The following is a 16269-nucleotide window of genomic DNA, read 5'->3' on the forward strand; positions in this document are numbered from 1 at the left end:
CGTCCTCCCGTCGTCTGGCATGATGGGCGGTCGAGCACGTGCTGCCGGCGGCCCTCTCACCGTCGCGGCCGCGTGTCCACCCGCTCCGCCCCCGGCGTACCCCCACGCGCCCGCAGGGGCGAGCACCCGAGAACCCGTACGAGGAGTACACCACCCACCGTGGCCACCAAGATCAAGCTCATGCGTCTGGGCAAGATGCGCGCGCCGTACTACCGCATCGTCGTCGCCGACTCCCGCACCAAGCGGGACGGCCGCTCGATCGAGACGATCGGCAAGTACCACCCCAAGGAGGACCCCTCCTTCATCGAGGTCGACGCCGAGCGTGCCGCCTACTGGCTGGGCGTCGGTGCGCAGCCGACCGAGGCCGTCGCCGCCATCCTGCGGGTGACCGGTGACTGGCAGAAGTTCAAGGGCGAGCCGGCCCCCGAGCCGATGAAGGTCGCGGCCCCCAAGCCCGACAAGAAGGCCGCCTACGAGGAGGCCGCGCGCGCCGCCGCCGACGAGCCGGCCGCCGGGGCCACCACCCCGAAGAAGAAGGCTGCGGTCAAGGCCGACGCCACCCCCGAGGCCGAGGCCGAGCTGGCCGAGGACGCCCCGGCCGACGGGTCCGCCGGCAAGACCGCTGCCGAGTAAGACGTGCTCGAAGAGGCGCTCGAGCACCTGGTCAAGGGCATCGTCGACAACCCCGACGACGTCGCCGTCGACCTGATCAACGGCCGCCGCGGCAAGACCCTCGAGGTCCGGGTGCACCCCGACGACCTCGGCAAGGTCATCGGCCGCGGCGGGCGCACCGCCAAGGCGCTGCGCCAGGTCATGACCGGCGTCGGCGGACGCGGCCTGCGGGTCGACGTCGTCGACACCGACGGGCGCTGAGCACCACCCCGCGCCCGCAGGGCACCCCCTCCGACACCGTGGTGGTCGGCCGCATCGGCCGACCCCACGGTGTTCGTGGTGAGGTGACCGTCGAGGTGCGCACCGACGACCCCGACCGCCGGTTCCGCCCCGGCGCCGTGCTGGCCACCGAGCCGGCCGACCGCGGGCCGCTGACCGTCGAGTCGGTGAAGTGGCACTCGGGCACCCTCCTGCTGCGCATCGAGGGCGTCGCGGACCGGCAGGCCGCCGACGAGCTGCGCGGCACCCTGCTGGTGGTCGAGGTCGCCGACCTCCCCGAGCTCGAGGACGACTCCTTCTACGACCACCAGCTCGTCGGGCTGGAGGTCCGGCTCGCCGACGGCACCGTCGTCGGCAGCGTCTCCGCCGTCCGGCACGACGCCGCCGAGCTGCTCGTGGTGCGGCGACCGGGCACCCACGACCTGCTGGTGCCCTTCGTCCGCGCCATCGTCCCGACCGTGGACGTCGCCGCCGGGCACCTGGTCATCACCCCGCCCGAGGGGCTGCTGGAGCTGTGAGGATCGACGTCCTGACGATCTTCCCCGAGTACCTCGCCCCGCTGGGCCAGGCGCTGCTGGGCAAGGCCGCCGCCAAGGGGCTGGTCGAGATCGGCGTGCACGACCTGCGCGCGTGGACCGACGACGTGCACCGCACCGTCGACGACAGCCCCTACGGCGGCGGGCCGGGCATGGTCATGCGGCCCGAGCCGTGGGGCCGTGCGCTGGCCGACGTGCGCCGCCCCGGCACCCGGCTGGTGGTGCCGACCCCCGCCGGGCGCCCGTTCACCCAGGCCGTCGCGGCGCAGTGGGCGACCGAGCCGGGGCTGGTCTTCGCCTGCGGCCGGTACGAGGGCATCGACCAGCGGGTGGCCGACGACGCCGCCGCGCACGGGCCGGTGTCGGAGGTCAGCATCGGTGACTACGTGCTGGCCGGCGGGGAGTCCGCGGTGCTGGTGATGGTCGAGGCGGTCACCCGGCTGATCCCGGGCGTGGTCGGCAACGCCGAGTCCGTGGAGTTCGACTCGCACGCCGACGGGCTGCTCGAGGGGCCCTCCTACACCCGTCCGGCGTCCTGGCGCGGCCACGACGTCCCGCCGGTGCTGCTCTCCGGTGACCACGCCGCGATCGCCCGCTGGCGGCGCGCGGAGTCGATCCGGCGCACCGCCGACCGCCGTCCCGACCTGCTGGCCGGCGTCGAGCTCACCCCCGCCGACCGGGCGGCCCTGGACGCCGACGCGTGACCGCCGCGGCCCGGGGCGGCACCGCCTGGGTCCGGCCCACCGCGCGCGTGCTGGTGCTGGACCCCGCCGGCCGGGTGCTGCTGTTCGGCGGGCGGCTGACCGCCCCGGACGCCGTCCCCGGTGACGTGCAGTGGTGGTACACCCCCGGCGGCGGGGTCGAGGAGGGCGAGTCGCTGCGGGCGGCCGCCGTGCGCGAGCTGGCCGAGGAGACCGGGCTGGTCGCGGACCCGGCCGACCTCGAGGGGCCGGTCTGGCTCCGGCGGCACGTGGGGGAGTTCGGCGGCCGGGTCGTCGACAGCCGGGAGACCTTCTTCGTGCTGCGCGACGTCGAGCACGTCGTCGACGTCGCCGGCCGCACCGAGCTCGAGGTGCTGGCCGACGAGCCGCACCGCTGGTGGAGCCTCGCGGAGGTGGTCGCCTCGGCCGAGGCGTTCGCCCCGCGGGAGCTCGCCGACCTGCTGCCCGCCCTGCTGGCGGGCCCGTGGACCGGCCCGCCGCGGGTCGTCGACGGCTGAGATCACAGGCCCGCCGCGTCCACCGGCGCCCGGGTGTGGCACGATGGAGCACTGCTGCTGCCGCTCTGCATCGAGCGCGGTTCCCCGGATCACCTGCCGAGGCCGCTGCGCGCCCGGCGGGCAGCCCGAGAACAGACACCGCTAGGACTGAGGACTGCTGCGATGAACACCCTGGACGCCCTCGACGCCGAGTCGCTGCGCGACGACATCCCCGACTTCCGCCCCGGGGACACCGTGAAGGTGCACGTGCGGGTCATCGAGGGCAACCGCTCGCGCATCCAGGTCTTCCAGGGCGTCATCCTGCGCCGCCAGGGCGGGGGCATCCGCGAGACCTTCACCGTCCGCAAGGTCAGCTTCGGCGTCGGCGTGGAGCGCACCTTCCCGGTGCACACCCCCGTCGTGGAGAACATCGAGGTGCTGACCCGCGGTGACGTCCGCCGGGCCAAGCTGTACTACCTGCGCGACCTGCGCGGCAAGGCCGCCAAGATCAAGGAGAAGCGCGAGGTCCGCGAGGCCGTCGCCCGCTGACCCCGCTCGTCCCGCACGGCCCGGCTGCCCTCCGGCAGCCGGGCCGTCGTGCGTCCTGGACAGGTTGCGCGGCACCGGACCGTACGCTGACCGGCGATGAGCACCGACCGCACGAGCGACCCCGCCGACGACGAGTCCGGGAACCACCGCCCGGGCGGCGGTGAGGACGAGGTCCACGTCGGCCGGTTCTCCCGGCGGGCCCGCCGGCGTGACCGCGAGGAGCAGAAGAAGGGCTCGCTGCTCAAGGAGCTGCCGGTCCTGCTGGTGGTCGCCTTCGTGCTGGCGCTGCTGGTCAAGACGTTCCTGGTGCAGGCGTTCTTCATCCCGTCGGGCTCGATGGAGCAGACGCTGCACGGTTGCACCGGGTGCACCGGTGACCGGGTGCTGGTGACCAAGCCGCCGTACTGGTTCTCCGAGCCCCAGCCCGGCGACATCGTGGTCTTCCAGGGCCCCGACACCTGGACGCCCGAGGTGCAGGTGTCCGAACCGGGCAACTGGTTCTCCTCCGCCGCGCTGTTCCTCGGCCGGGCCATCGGCGTGGCCCCGCCCAGCGAGGACGACTACGTCAAGCGGGTCATCGCCACCGGCGGGCAGACCGTGCAGTGCTGCGACGACCAGGGCCGGGTCACCGTCGACGGCCAGCCGCTGGACGAGCCCTACATCTACGAGAACACCCCGCTGGAGTCCCGCCCGTTCGGCCCCGTGATCGTGCCCGAGGGCCGGCTGTGGGTCATGGGCGACCACCGCTCGGCCTCGGCGGACTCCCGCTCCCACGTGGGCGACCAGTACGCCGGCACCATCGGCGTGGACGACGTCATCGGCAAGGCCTCGGTCATCGTGTGGCCGTTCAGCCGGTTCACCTTCCTGGACAGCCCGGCCATCCAGCCGCAGCAGGCCGAGGGGATGGCGGTGCAGGGCGACGTCGCCCTCGTCGCGCCGCTGCTGCTCGGCCTCGGCGGCGCGGTCCCCGTCGCGGCCTGGAGACGGCGCCGCCGATGACCGCCCCCGGAATGGTGGACACCATTCCGGGGAGTGATGGAAAAAATCACCAAGAAGTGTTCAAGCACCCGCTCGGGTGAGTCGATGAACGGATTGTCAGTCATCGCACTCGAACGGAGAAAATGCAATGTCCAGCACCCCGGCCGGAACGACCCGCGGCGTCACCCGCGTTCTGCTCCTCGCTGACGCCCCGGTCCTGCGCCGTGGCCTGGTCAGCATGGTCAACGAGACCGCCGGCATGCAGGCCGTCGGCGTCCCCGGCGAGGTCCGCCGGGCCCTGACCCTGGTCGAGTCCGCCCGCCCCGACGCCGTCGTCGTCGAGCTCGGCGCCGGCCGCGCCGCCACCCTGGCCGTCTGCCGCGACCTGCGTCGCCGCTACCCCCGCGTCGCGATCGTCGCGCTGGCCACCTCCGAGGACCCCGCCGTGGTCAACGAGGCCCTCGCCGCCGGCATCCGCGGCTACCTGCTCATGAACACCTCGCCGACCCTGCTCGGCTGGTCGGTCCTGGCCGCCCGCGCCGGCCGCACCGTCGTCGACCCGCAGATCCGCCGGGTGGAGCCCAGCGAGGTCCCGGTGGCCAAGGAGCTCACCCCCTCGGTGCCGCTGACCCGCCGCGAGTCCGACGTCCTCGACGAGCTGATCCAGGGCCAGAGCAACCGCGCCATCGGCCGCAACCTGTTCATCTCCGAGGACACCGTCAAGAGCCACGTCAAGGCCATCCTGCGCAAGCTGGGTGCCCGCGACCGGGCGCACGCGGTCTCCCTGGTGCTGTCGGCCCGCAACGGCGGCAGCTGCACCTGCGGCCACGGCCACGCCCCGGCCCCGGCCGGCGAGGTCGTCGGCGAGGCCGCCACCGTCTGACCGACCCGTGCGGTCGGGGCGTCCGCCTCCTCGGCGCCCCGGCTGCACACCCCCACGGCCCCGAGCCGGTCCCCGTCGTCCGGGGGCCGGCTCGTGTCCCGTCGTAGGCTCGGCAGGCGATGGTCGCCCCACCCCGTGCCCCCGACGCCCTCTGGTCCATGGAGGGCTCGCTGCGCCGTCGCGGCTTCGCCGCCGTCGCCGGCGCCGACGAGGCCGGCCGCGGCGCCTGCGCCGGGCCCCTGGTCGCCGCCGCGTGCATCCTGCCGGCCGGACGGCGGGGCCGCGTGCCCGGCCTGGCCGACTCCAAGCTGCTCACCGCGGCTGCCCGGGAACGCGTGTACGCCGAGGTGGTGGCCCGCGCGGTGTCCTGGTCGGTGGTGGTGGTCGACGTCCCCGAGCTCGACGAGCGCGGCATGCACGTGACCAACATCGAGGCGCTGCGGCGGGCCGTCGGCGGCCTGGACACCGCGCCGGACTACGTGCTGACCGACGGCTTCCCGGTCAGCGGGCTGGCCCAGCCGACGCTGGCGGTCTGGAAGGGCGACCGGGTGGCCGCATGCGTGGCCGCGGCGTCGGTGCTGGCGAAGGTCACCCGGGACCGGATGATGGTCGACCTGCACCGCCGGTTCCCGCACTACGAGTTCGACGTGCACAAGGGCTACATCACCGACCTGCACACCGCCGCGCTGGACCGCTTCGGCCCCTGCCCGGAGCACCGGCACCGGTTCGTCAACGTGGCCCGGGCCCGGGACGCGCACGTCGCGCGTGGCGGCCGGTCCCTGATGGACGATGATGGTCGGGTGCACCAGTCCCCGACGCCCGTGGAGAGTCTGCGATGAGCACCGAGGACCTCGAGAAGTACGAGACCGAGATGGAGCTGCAGCTCTACCGGGAGTACAAGGACATCGTCCGGCAGTTCTCCTACGTGGTGGAGACCGAGCGGCGGTTCTACCTGGCCAACTCCGTGGACCTGCAGGTCCGCGAGGCCGGCGGCGAGGTGTTCTTCGAGCTGAAGCTCTCCGACGCCTGGGTCTGGGACATGTACCGGCCCGCCCGCTTCGTGAAGAACGTGCGGGTGGTGACGTTCAAGGACGTCAACGTCGAGGAGCTGGACAAGCCCGACCTCGAGCTGCCCGACGACCCCGGCATCTCGCGCGGGCCCGCCACCTGAGGCCCTAGCACGGCGGCGGGTCACCGCGCCCGCCGCCGTCCACACCGGGGGCCGCCGTCCACAGATGCGCCCGGACGGCCCCGGACCGGCGCGCCCGGCGCCACGGTGTCGGCGTGCAGACCTCCCGAGCCGACCGGCGCGCCGCCCTGGGCGCCCACGGCGAGCAGCTGGCCGTCGACCACCTGACCGCGGCCGGGCTGACCGTCCTGGACCGCAACTGGCGCTGCCCGCGCGGTGAGCTCGACGTCGTCGCCCGCGAGGGCGACGCGCTGGTGTTCTGCGAGGTCAAGACCCGCTCGGGCACCCGCTACGGCACCCCGCTGGAGGGGGTCACCCCGGCCAAGCAGGCCCGGCTCAAGCAGCTGGCCGGCCGGTGGCTCGACGCGCACGACGAGCGCGCTGGCAGCCTGCGCTTCGACGTCGTCGGGGTGGTCGTGGTCGCCGGGCGGGCCACCGTCAGCCACCTGCGCGGGGCGTTCTGATGGCGCAGGCCCGCACCTGGTCGGTGGGGTTGGTCGGGGTGGCCGGCGCCCTCGTCGAGGTGGCCGTGGACGACGCCCCCGGCGCACCCGGGCTGTCCCTGGTGGGGCTGCCCGACGCCGTGGTGCGGCAGTCGGTCGACCGGGTGCGGGCCGCCGTGCGCCGCTGCGGCTGGTCCTTCCCCGACGGCCGGGTGACCATCGCGCTGTCGCCGGCCGCGATGCCCAAGCAGGGCGCCGGCTTCGACCTCGCCCTGGCCGTGGCCGCGCTGGCCGCCACCGGCAAGCTCGCGCTGCACGACGTCGACCGCCCGGTGTTCCTCGGCGAGGTGGGCCTGGACGGCTCCCTGCGCGGGGTGCGCGGCGTGCTGCCCGGGGTGCTGGCCGCCCGCGAGGCGGGCTTCGGCACCGTCGTCGTCCCCGCCGCCAGCGCCGACGAGGCCGCGCTGGTCGGCGGGGTGCAGGTGCTGGCCGCCGCGCACCTCACCGAGGTGGTCGCCCACCTGCGCCGCGGGGGCGCCCGGCTCGGCCAGCACGTGCGGGCGCCGGCACCGCCGCTGCCGCCCGGGCCCGACCTGGCCGACGTCGTGGGCCAGGTGACGGGGCGCCGGGCGGTCGAGGTCGCGGCTGCGGGCGGGCACCACCTGTTCCTGTCCGGCCCGCCCGGGTCGGGCAAGACCATGCTGGCCCAGCGGCTGCCCGGGTTGCTGCCCGCCCTGGACGACGAGCTGGCCACCGAGGTCACCGCGGTCGCCTCGGTGGCCGGCACGCTGCCGGCCGGCGCGGCGCTGATCACCCGGCCGCCCTTCGAGGCGCCGCACCACTCGGCGTCGGCGGTGTCGCTCGTGGGCGGCGGCTCGGGCCAGATCCGACCGGGCGCGCTGTCCCGGGCGCACGGCGGCGTGCTCTTCCTGGACGAGGCCCCCGAGTTCCCGCGCACCGTGCTGGACACGCTGCGCCAGCCGCTGGAGCGGGGCACGGTCACCATCCACCGCGCGCACGGGTCGGCCACCTTCCCGTGCCGCGCGCAGCTGGTGCTGGCGGCCAACCCGTGCCCGTGCGCCTCCCCGGCCGGCGACGCGGCCTGCACCTGCGGCTCCCTGGAACGACGGCGCTACCAGGCCCGGTTGTCCGGCCCGCTGCTGGACCGGGTCGACCTGCGGGTGCAGCTGCCACCGGTCACCCGGGCGGGCTGGCTGGACCGGGTGGCGGCACCCGAGTCCACCGCCGTCGTCGCCGCGCGGGTGCGCGACGCGCGCGCCACGGCGGCGCAGCGGCTGGCCGGCACCGGGCTGCGCACCACGGGCGAGGTGCCCGGCCGGGTCCTGCGCGAACGGTGGCCGATACCGCGCGCGGCCCTGGCCCTGGCCGAGCGGGCGCTGGAGCGCGGTGCCCTCTCGGTGCGGGGCCTGGACCGCACCATGCGGGTGGCCTGGACCCTCGCCGACCTGGCGGGCCGGTCGGTCCCCGGCGCGGATGAGGTCGGCGAGGCCCTCGGCCTGCGGCTGCCGGCGGCCGCGGCGTGAGCGCCGTCGCGGAGGGCGCGCTGGTGTCGGTGGTCGCCGGCGACCCGGCCGACCCGGGGGTGCGGCAGCGGGCCGGTGCGTGGCTGACCCGGGTGTTCGAGCCGGGGGACCAGGCGCTGGTGCGCTGGGTCGGGGACACCGGCCCGGTGGCGGCGGTGCGCTCGCTGCTGGCGGGCACCGCGCCGGCCCGCTTCGTGACCCAGGCCGCCGCGCGCGGGGAGGACCGCAGCCTGGCCGACCTGCTCACCGCGGCCCGGCTGGGTGCGCGGCTCGTCGTGCCCGGTGACGACGAGTGGCCCACCCGCGCGCTGCACTGCCTGGCCGTGGCCGCCGACCGGCAGGCCCGCGGCACCGACCGCACGGTGGCCCTGGTGCCGCCCCTGGGCCTGTGGGTGCGGGGCCGGCCGCGGCTGGACGAGCTCGTCGACCGGTCGGTCGCGGTCGTCGGCTCGCGCGCCAGCACCGCCTACGGCAACCACGTGGCCGGCGAGCTGGCCGCCGGGCTGTGGTCACGGGGCTGGACGACGGTGTCGGGGGCGGCCACCGGCATCGACGCCGCCGCGCACCGGGGCGCGGTGGCCGCCGGGGGAGCGACGGTCGCGGTGCTGGCCTGCGGGGTGGACCGCGCCTACCCGGCCGGCCACGCCGCGCTGCTCGAGCGCGTGCTGGACGACGGCCTGGTGGTCAGCGAGTGGCCGCCCGGCTCGGCACCGCTGGGCCACCGGTTCCTGGTCCGCAACCGGCTGATCGCGGCGCTGTCCCGGGGCACGGTGGTCGTGGAGGCGGCCGCGCGGTCGGGGTCGCTGGCCACCGCCAACCGGGCGCGCGAGCTCGGCCGGCCGGTGATGGGCGTGCCGGGGCCGGTGACCAGTGCGCTGTCGGTCGGGGTGCACCAGCTGCTGCGCGGTGACGAGCCCGCGCGGTTGGTCAGCTCGGCCGCCGAGGTGCTGGAGGAGGTGGGCCGCATCGGCGCCGACCTCGCGGCCGCCCCCGCGCGGTCCCCGTCGCCGCGGGACGAGCTCACCGACGTCGCGCGCCGGGTGCTGGACGCCTGCCCGGTGCGGATCGGGGTCCCGCCGGAGCGGCTGGCCGCCGTCGCCGGGTGCGCCGAGCTGGACGTGCTGCGGGTGCTGCCGGTGCTGGAGCTGCACGGCCTGGTGGAGCGGGTCGCCGGTGGCTGGCGGGTCACCCGGGACCGCGGCTGACCGGCCCCGGCGCCCAGCGGGCCGGGAGCGCAGGACGGCAGACTGACGGGATGGCGGAGCAGGCCGACCCGCAGTGGGTGCGCAGCGGGTGGGGCCACCGCGTCGAGTCCCAGGACGAGGCGTACCGCGCGGTCATGCGCATCGTCTCGCTGGCGCCCCACCGGCGCTACGTCTGGCGGGGCTGCACCAGCAGCCGCCTCCGGGTCCGGTCCGGCCTGCTGCGCGAGCTGGTCGTCGACGAGGCCGACCCCCTGCCGGACGAGCTTCTCGTGCGGCAGAACGAGCTGGCCATCCTGCGGGCGGCCCGCGCGTGGGGTCCGGGCACCGGTCCGGCCGCGACCGACCTCGACCTGCTCGCTCACCTGCAGCAGCACGGTCTGCCCACCCGGCTGCTCGACGTGACCGACAACCCCATGACGGGCCTCTGGTTCGCCTGCGAGGGCGGTGACGACGTCAGCGGGGTGCTCCTCGCCCTCGACGTCACGGGCCTGCCGACCTACCCGACCACCGACCCCCGGCAGGGCTCCGGCGGGCCGGCCGAGCCGCCGGCCCGGAGCCTGCGGCAGGCGCTCCGGCGGTCGGCCCTGGACGCGCGGCCCTTCCTCGTCCGCCCGGCCGTCCCGAGCGCCCGGATGGCCGCGCAGGAGGGTCTGTTCCTGTCGGGCGTCGTCCCGGCGTTCGCCCCGCAGTGCGGCGTCGACGGGTTGCCCCTCCGGCTCGGCACCCCGCCGGGCCGGGAGAAGCTGGCCGTGCTGTTCGGGGAGCGTCAGCGCCGGGCCGGGCGCCCCACGAGGCTGCCGCTCTGCGCGCTCGTCGTCCCACCCGGCCTCAAGGCCACCATCCGCAACCACCTGACGGCGCTCAACCGGCGGCGCAGCGTGCTGTACCCGGACGTCGAGGGGTTCCGGGACGCCTACCGGGGCGACCACGTCGACCTCGACCTCGACGCGGTCCGGCCGGTCGTCTCCGCCCACGACGACGTGGACGCGGGGGAGCCCTGACCCGGCCGGTGACCGACGGTGACGGGCGCGGTGGCGGTCCACCCGGTCGGTGCCGCGTCCCGCACCGGGGCGTGGTCCTCCCGGCGAGCCCGGTTGACCCGCCCCGGACGCTCGCGCAGGCTCGCGACGTGACCGGCCGGACCGCTGCCCAGCGCGCGGCCCTGCCCCCGGCGCTGGCCGAGCCCCTGGACGCCTGGGTCGAGCACCTGACCGCCGGCCGCGACCTGTCCGGGCACACGGTGCGCGCCTACACCGCCGACGTCGTCTCCCTGCTGGACCACCTGGTCCGCCGCGGGGGCAGCCAGGTGGCCGACCTGGACCTGGCGACCCTGCGCAGCTGGCTCGCCCTGGGCCGCACCCGGGGCGACGGCCGGTCCACCACCGCGCGGCGGGCGGCGTCGGCGCGCAGCTTCACCGCCCACCTGCGCCGCGCCGGGCTGACCCCCGACGACGTGGGCCTGCGGCTGGCCAGCCCCCGGGCGCACCGCACCCTCCCCGAGGTGCTCACGGCCGACCAGGCCCGCGCGGTGGCCGAGGCGCCGCGCCCCCCGGCCGAGGACGCCACGCCCGAGCAGGCCGCCGTGGCGCTGCGGGACGCCCTCGTCGTCGACCTGCTGTACGCCAGCGGCATCCGGGTGGCCGAGCTGGTGGGCCTGGACCTCGACGACGTCGACCACGGCCGGCGGCTGCTGCGGGTGCTGGGCAAGGGGCGCAAGGAGCGCAGCGTGCCCTTCGGCGTCCCCGCCGAGCGGGCGCTGCGCGGCTGGCTGGACGCCGGCCGGCCGGTGCTGGCGCGGTCCTCCAGCGGCCCCGCGCTGCTGCTGGGCCTGCGGGGTGGCCGGCTGGACGTGCGGGAGGTGCGCCGGGTGGTGCACGCGGCCACCGCCGCGGTGCCCGGGGCACCCGACCTGGGCCCGCACGGGCTGCGGCACTCGGCCGCCACGCACGTCCTGGAGGGCGGGGCCGACCTGCGGTCGGTCCAGGAGCTGCTCGGCCACGCTAGCCTCGCGACGACGCAGATCTACACGCACGTGACGGTCGACCGGCTCCGGGCGGTCCACGCGGCGGCCCACCCACGGGCCTGAGGAGGAGCACACGGTGACGGGGACCAGCCAGACGGATGCGCGCGAGGACGACCGGCCCGACACCGCGGCCGCGGACGCCGCGCTGGCCGACCTCTGGGCGCGCTACGTGGCCGGGCGCGACTCCGCGCTGCGGGACCGGCTGATCCTGCACTACGCGCCGCTGGTGAAGTACGTCGCCGGCCGGGTCGGCTCGGGTCTGCCCGCCCACGTCGAGCAGGCCGACCTGGTCTCCTACGGCACCTTCGGCCTCATCGACGCGATCACCCGCTACGAGCCCTCCCGCGAGGTCAAGTTCGAGAGCTACGCGATGGCCCGCATCCGCGGCGCGATCATCGACGAGCTCCGCTCCACCGACTGGATCCCGCGGTCGGTGCGCATGCGCGCCCGCGAGTTCGAGCGCACCGTGGCCTCCCTGGAGACCAAGCTCCAGCGCAGCCCCACCGACAGCGAGGTCGCCGACGCGATGGGCGTCGAGGTGGAGGAGATCCGCAAGTTCCTCGGCCAGCTGTCCCTGGTCAACGTGGTCGCCCTCGACGAGCTGCTCGGCGACGACGACGGCGGGGGAGCGCCCCGGCTGGTCGACACGCTCAAGGACACCGCCGCCCTCGACCCGCAGGCGATGGCCGAGCACGGCGAGGCCCGCCAGCTGCTCGCGCGCGCGGTCGAGCAGCTGCCCGACCGGGAGAAGGTCGTGGTCAGCCTCTACTACTTCGAGGGCCTGACCCTGGCCGAGATCGGCCGGGTCCTGGGCGTGACCGAGAGCCGCATCTGCCAGCTGCACACCAAGGCCGTGCTGCACCTGCGGACCAAGCTCGCCGACATCGCCTGACCGCGGTGCCCGACGACGGCGCGGTGGCGGCCGCCGTGGCGGGGGAGCGGGCGCTGCTGGACCCGGCCGTGCGCGCGGACCCCGTCCGGGCCGGCGCCCTGCTGCACCCGGCGTTCCGCGAGGTCGGCGCGTCGGGGCGGCACTGGACCCGGGCGGAGATCCTCGACGCCCTGGCCGGCGAGCTGTCGCTGGCCGGCGAGCACACCGGGGTGCACGCGATGGCCGGCGAGCAGCTGGCCGACGACGTCGTCCACCTGACCTACGTCTCCGAGGTCGCCGGCCGGCTGGCCCGGCGCAGCTCGGTCTGGCGGCGCACGGCCGAGGGGTGGCGGCTGTGGTTCCACCAGGGCACCCCGTTCACCCCCACGGCAGCAGCCGCACCCGCGGGGGAGTGGGCAGCCGCAGCGGGTCCAGGTAGGCCACCGGCCCCGTCCGGGCGCCCCAGTGCAGGCAGGCCGCGGCGGGGCAGCCGTCGTGACCGGCCAGCAGCACCCCCAGCGGCGACCCGCGGGCGACCGCCTGGCCCGCCGCGACCGCCGGCTGCACCGGCTCGTAGGTGGTCCGCACGCCGTCGGGGTGGTCCACGCTGACCACCGGCCGGCCGGCCACCAGCCCGGCGAAGGCGACCACCCCGGCCCCGGCGGCCAGCACCGGCGCACCGGGCGCGGCGGCGAGGTCGACGCCGCGGTGACCGGCGCCGTAGACCGTGGCCGGCGGGTCGAAGGCACGGGTGACCGCGGGGACGCCGTCCAGCGGCCACCGGTAGGGCCCGGCCGGTGCGGCGACGGGCCCGGCCGGCACGGGCGCCGGGGCGGCCGGTGCCGCGGAGGCCGCGGACCCGGTGAGCAGCGCACCGGCGAGCACGACGAGCAGGACCAGGCGGAGGACGGGCACACCGCGACGGTGCCGCCACGAGGCGGCGCGCGGGCCGGCCGGGCCGCATCTGTGGACGGCGGCCCGGCCTGTGGAGGACCGCGGACGGGGCCACCCCGGGAGCGGGTATGCTGAACCTGCGACCGGTCCGAGACCGGTCGACTTCGCGCGTCCTCCTCCCACCCCAGCGGTGGGGCGGCGCCCACCCCGGTCCCGGAGAGCACGGGTGCAGGTGGCCCGCAGGACGCCAGGGCGGTGCACCACCCGGTGCGCCGCGACAACCGGGAAGCGCGGTGGACCGGCCGGAGGGCCGGGTGCCGCGCGTGCACAGAGAGGCGGCGCCACGTGGCAGTCGTCAGCATGAAGAACCTGCTCGACAGCGGGGTCCACTTCGGGCACCAGACCCGTCGCTGGAACCCGAAGATGAAGCGCTTCATCTTCACCGAGCGCAACGGCATCTACATCATCGACATCCAGCAGACGCTGGGCTACATCGACCAGGCCTACGAGTTCGTGAAGCAGACCGTCGCCCACGGCGGTTCGATCATGTTCATCGGGACCAAGCGCCAGGCGCAGGAGGTCATCGCCGAGCAGGCGACCCGGGTCGGCATGCCCTACGTCAACCAGCGCTGGCTGGGCGGCATGCTCACCAACTTCCAGACCGTCTTCAAGCGCCTCGAGCGCCTGAAGGAGCTGGAGGACCTCGAGCAGACCGGCGCGATCAACGGCCTGACCAAGAAGGAGCAGCTGGTCCTCTCCCGCGAGAAGGCCAAGCTCGAGCGCTCGCTCGGCGGCATCCGGGACATGAAGAAGGTCCCGAGCGCCGTGTGGGTCGTCGACACCAAGAAGGAGCACATCGCCGTCGGCGAGGCCCGCAAGCTGGGCATCCCCGTCGTCGCGATCCTCGACACCAACTGCGACCCCGACGAGGTCGACTACAAGATCCCGGGCAACGACGACGCCATCCGCAGCGCCGCCCTGCTGACCCGCGTGATCGCCGACGCCGTCGCCGAGGGCCTCATGGCCCGCTCGGCCGCGCAGGCCAACGCCGGCCGCGGTGAGGGCGACGCCCCCGCCGGTGCCGACGCCGAGCCGCTGGCCGACTGGGAGAAGGAGCTGCTGACCGGTGGTCAGGGCGCCGACGCCGCCGCGCCGGCCGACAGCTCCGTCCCGGCCGCGCCGGAGCAGGAGTCCGTGGTCAGCGAGCAGCAGCAGGCGCCCAACGCCGGCGACCCGGCCGTGACCGAGATCGTCCAGGACAGCACGAACCAGGCGTGACCCGACGGCGCCGCCCTCCGTCCGCGAGGGCGGACGGCGGCGCCGCGGCGTGTCCCCACCGTCCCCACCAGAAGAGGAAGTGACATGGCTGCTGTCACCGCTGCCGACGTCAAGCGTCTCCGCGACGCCACCGGCGCCGGCATGATGGACTGCAAGAAGGCCCTCACCGAGGCCGACGGCGACTACGACAAGGCCGTCGAGATCCTGCGCGTCAAGGGCGCGAAGGACGTCGGCAAGCGACTGGAGCGCTCCACCACCAACGGGCTGGTCGTCAGCCGCGACGGTGCGCTGCTCGAGCTCGACTGCGAGACCGACTTCGTCGCCAAGAACACCGACTTCTCCGCGCTGGCCGAGCGGCTGCTCGACATCGCGCTGGAGCACAAGCCGGCCGACGCCGCCGCGCTGCTGGCCACCGAGGTCGACGGCCAGACCGTCGAGAAGCTGGTCGAGGGCGAGTCCGCCCGCATCGGCGAGAAGCTGGTGCTCTCCCGGGTCGCCATCTTCGACGGCCCGACCGCGACCTACCTGCACAAGCGGGCCACCGACCTGCCCCCGGCCATCGGTGTCGCGGTGCAGTACTCGGCCGGCTCCGAGGACGCCGCGCGGTCGCTGGCGATGCACATCGCCGCCGCCCGCCCGCGCTACCTGACCCGCGACGAGGTCCCCGCCGAGGCCGTGGAGACCGAGCGCCGCGTCGCCGAGCAGACCGCGAAGGAGGAGGGCAAGCCCGAGCAGGCGATCTCCAAGATCGTCGAGGGGCGCGTCAACTCCTACTACAAGGACTTCGTCCTCCTCGAGCAGCCCTCGATCACCGAGCCCAAGCGCACGGTGAAGCAGGTCATCGACGAGGCCGGGCTCACCGTCGACCGGTTCGCCCGGTTCGAGGTCGGCCAGTCCTGACCCACCCTCCGGCCCCGTCCCCCGCACCGGGGGGCGGGGCCGGAGGTCTGTCCGGCACCTGTCGGGCAGGATGCGAGACCAGACCACCCGCGAGAGGACGACGAGACCGCCGATGACCGACCAGCTCCCGCTCTCCGCCCCCACCGCCTTCCAGGCCGCGGGCGCGGGCGGCTACGACCGCGTCCTGCTCAAGCTCTCGGGGGAGGCCTTCGGCGGCGGCGGCATCGGCGTCGACCCCGCCGTCATCCGCGACATCGCCGAGCAGCTGGCCACCGTCGTCAGCCGCGGCACCCAGGTCGCGATCGTCGTCGGCGGCGGCAACTTCTTCCGCGGCGCCGAGCTCTCCCAGGCCGGCATGGACCGCGGCCACGCCGACTACATGGGCATGCTCGGCACGGTGATGAACTGCCTGGCCCTGCAGGACTTCTGCGAGAAGGCCGGCATCGAGACCCGGGTGCAGACCGCCATCACCATGGGCCAGGTCGCCGAGCCCTACATCCCGCGCAAGGCCATGCGGCACCTGGAGAAGGGCCGCGTCGTCATCTTCGGCGCCGGTGCGGGCATGCCCTACTTCTCCACCGACACCGTCGCCGCCCAGCGCGCCCTGGAGATCGAGTGCCAGGTGCTGCTGATGGCCAAGAACGGCGTGGACGGCGTCTACTCCGCCGACCCCCGCACCGACCCCACCGCGACGATGTACACCGACCTGGACTACTCGACCGTGCTGGCCGACCAGCTGGCCGTCGCCGACGCCACCGCCATCAGCCTCTGCATGGACAACCGGATGCCGATCGTGGTGTTCAACCTGCTGCAGGACGGGAACATCGCCCGTGCCGTCGCGGGTGAGAGGATCGGCACGTTGATCAGCCGGTCCGCCTGAGGCCCCC

The 16269-nt window shown here is 75.5% G+C and carries 20 protein-coding genes and 1 pseudogene; 20 read left to right on the plus strand and 1 reads right to left on the minus strand.

The window, feature by feature from the left end; genetic code table 11:
• The first annotated feature begins 159 nt into the window (after positions 1–159).
• From rpsP to BLT39_RS23535, 17 genes and pseudogenes are all read left to right on the plus strand, one after another.
• Positions 160–633 (plus strand): 30S ribosomal protein S16, encoded by a 474-nt coding sequence (gene rpsP / locus BLT39_RS16685; RefSeq protein WP_091066039.1) that lies wholly within the window; start codon positions 160–162, stop codon positions 631–633.
• A 3-nt stretch (positions 634–636) separates the two neighbouring features.
• A complete protein-coding gene (locus BLT39_RS16690) occupies positions 637–873 on the plus strand; it encodes an RNA-binding protein (RefSeq protein ID WP_091066043.1) in 237 nt (78 codons plus the stop codon).
• A gap of 41 nt (positions 874–914) precedes the next feature.
• Positions 915–1409, plus strand: a complete 495-nt coding sequence (gene rimM / locus BLT39_RS16695; RefSeq protein WP_278247004.1) for a ribosome maturation factor RimM — start codon at positions 915–917, stop codon at positions 1407–1409.
• Positions 1406–2131 (plus strand): tRNA (guanosine(37)-N1)-methyltransferase TrmD, encoded by a 726-nt coding sequence (gene trmD / locus BLT39_RS16700; protein WP_091066051.1) that lies wholly within the window; start codon positions 1406–1408, stop codon positions 2129–2131. The genes rimM and trmD overlap by 4 nt, the downstream gene beginning before the upstream one ends.
• On the plus strand, positions 2128–2646 hold the full coding sequence (locus tag BLT39_RS16705) for an NUDIX hydrolase (RefSeq protein WP_091066053.1): 519 nt from the start codon (positions 2128–2130) through the stop codon (positions 2644–2646). Before trmD ends, BLT39_RS16705 begins: the two co-directional genes overlap by 4 nt.
• Positions 2647–2808: 162 nt before the next feature.
• Positions 2809–3174, plus strand: coding sequence for a 50S ribosomal protein L19 (gene rplS / locus BLT39_RS16710; RefSeq protein WP_091066058.1), 366 nt, complete (start codon positions 2809–2811; stop codon positions 3172–3174).
• Positions 3175–3270: 96 nt separating this feature from the next.
• Positions 3271–4173 (plus strand): signal peptidase I, encoded by a 903-nt coding sequence (gene lepB / locus BLT39_RS16715; RefSeq protein WP_091066061.1) that lies wholly within the window; start codon positions 3271–3273, stop codon positions 4171–4173.
• Positions 4174–4300: 127 nt separating this feature from the next.
• The gene (locus BLT39_RS16720) at positions 4301–5035 is read left to right on the plus strand and encodes a LuxR C-terminal-related transcriptional regulator (protein ID WP_091066064.1); all 735 of its coding nucleotides are present in this window, start codon (positions 4301–4303) and stop codon (positions 5033–5035) included.
• A gap of 119 nt (positions 5036–5154) precedes the next feature.
• Complete coding sequence (locus BLT39_RS16725; protein WP_091066068.1) at positions 5155–5874, plus strand: ribonuclease HII; 720 nt, start codon at positions 5155–5157, stop codon at positions 5872–5874.
• On the plus strand, positions 5871–6206 hold the full coding sequence (locus tag BLT39_RS16730; RefSeq protein ID WP_091066073.1) for a DUF2469 domain-containing protein: 336 nt from the start codon (positions 5871–5873) through the stop codon (positions 6204–6206). The genes BLT39_RS16725 and BLT39_RS16730 overlap by 4 nt, the downstream gene beginning before the upstream one ends.
• 113 nt (positions 6207–6319) lie before the next feature.
• Positions 6320–6688 (plus strand): YraN family protein, encoded by a 369-nt coding sequence (locus tag BLT39_RS16735; protein ID WP_091066075.1) that lies wholly within the window; start codon positions 6320–6322, stop codon positions 6686–6688.
• Entirely contained in the window at positions 6688–8211 is a 1524-nt protein-coding gene (locus tag BLT39_RS16740; RefSeq protein WP_091066080.1) for a YifB family Mg chelatase-like AAA ATPase, read from the plus strand. The genes BLT39_RS16735 and BLT39_RS16740 overlap by 1 nt, the downstream gene beginning before the upstream one ends.
• Positions 8208–9416 carry a DNA-processing protein DprA gene (gene dprA / locus BLT39_RS16745; protein ID WP_242658492.1) on the plus strand — a complete coding sequence of 403 codons (1209 nt, stop codon included), beginning with the start codon at positions 8208–8210 and terminating at the stop codon, positions 9414–9416. The genes BLT39_RS16740 and dprA overlap by 4 nt, the downstream gene beginning before the upstream one ends.
• A 50-nt stretch (positions 9417–9466) precedes the next feature.
• Positions 9467–10417 carry an FRG domain-containing protein gene (locus BLT39_RS22095; RefSeq protein WP_131801503.1) on the plus strand — a complete coding sequence of 317 codons (951 nt, stop codon included), beginning with the start codon at positions 9467–9469 and terminating at the stop codon, positions 10415–10417.
• Positions 10418–10545: 128 nt separating this feature from the next.
• Entirely contained in the window at positions 10546–11502 is a 957-nt protein-coding gene (locus tag BLT39_RS16755; protein ID WP_091066084.1) for a tyrosine recombinase XerC, read from the plus strand.
• A gap of 13 nt (positions 11503–11515) precedes the next feature.
• Positions 11516–12331 (plus strand): RNA polymerase sigma factor WhiG, encoded by an 816-nt coding sequence (gene whiG / locus BLT39_RS16760; RefSeq protein WP_091066086.1) that lies wholly within the window; start codon positions 11516–11518, stop codon positions 12329–12331.
• 35 nt (positions 12332–12366) lie between these two features.
• Positions 12367–12654, plus strand: a pseudogene (locus BLT39_RS23535) (nuclear transport factor 2 family protein); the annotation flags it as partial.
• A 34-nt stretch (positions 12655–12688) separates the two neighbouring features.
• Here BLT39_RS23535 and BLT39_RS16770 read toward each other — a convergent pair.
• A complete protein-coding gene (locus BLT39_RS16770) occupies positions 12689–13225 on the minus strand; it encodes a M23 family metallopeptidase (RefSeq protein ID WP_242658493.1) in 537 nt (178 codons plus the stop codon).
• A gap of 324 nt (positions 13226–13549) precedes the next feature.
• On the opposite strand from BLT39_RS16770, the gene rpsB reads away from it, so the two are divergent.
• From rpsB to pyrH, 3 genes are all read left to right on the plus strand, one after another.
• Positions 13550–14482 (plus strand): 30S ribosomal protein S2, encoded by a 933-nt coding sequence (rpsB, locus tag BLT39_RS16775; RefSeq protein WP_091066089.1) that lies wholly within the window; start codon positions 13550–13552, stop codon positions 14480–14482.
• 84 nt (positions 14483–14566) lie between these two features.
• The gene (tsf, locus tag BLT39_RS16780) at positions 14567–15382 is read left to right on the plus strand and encodes a translation elongation factor Ts (RefSeq protein ID WP_091066091.1); all 816 of its coding nucleotides are present in this window, start codon (positions 14567–14569) and stop codon (positions 15380–15382) included.
• A 112-nt stretch (positions 15383–15494) separates the two neighbouring features.
• Entirely contained in the window at positions 15495–16262 is a 768-nt protein-coding gene (gene pyrH, locus BLT39_RS16785; protein ID WP_091066094.1) for a UMP kinase, read from the plus strand.
• Positions 16263–16269 lie beyond the last annotated feature (7 nt).

Source organism: Klenkia brasiliensis (genome assembly GCF_900100695.1).
GTDB classification, from domain to species: domain Bacteria; phylum Actinomycetota; class Actinomycetes; order Mycobacteriales; family Geodermatophilaceae; genus Klenkia; species Klenkia brasiliensis.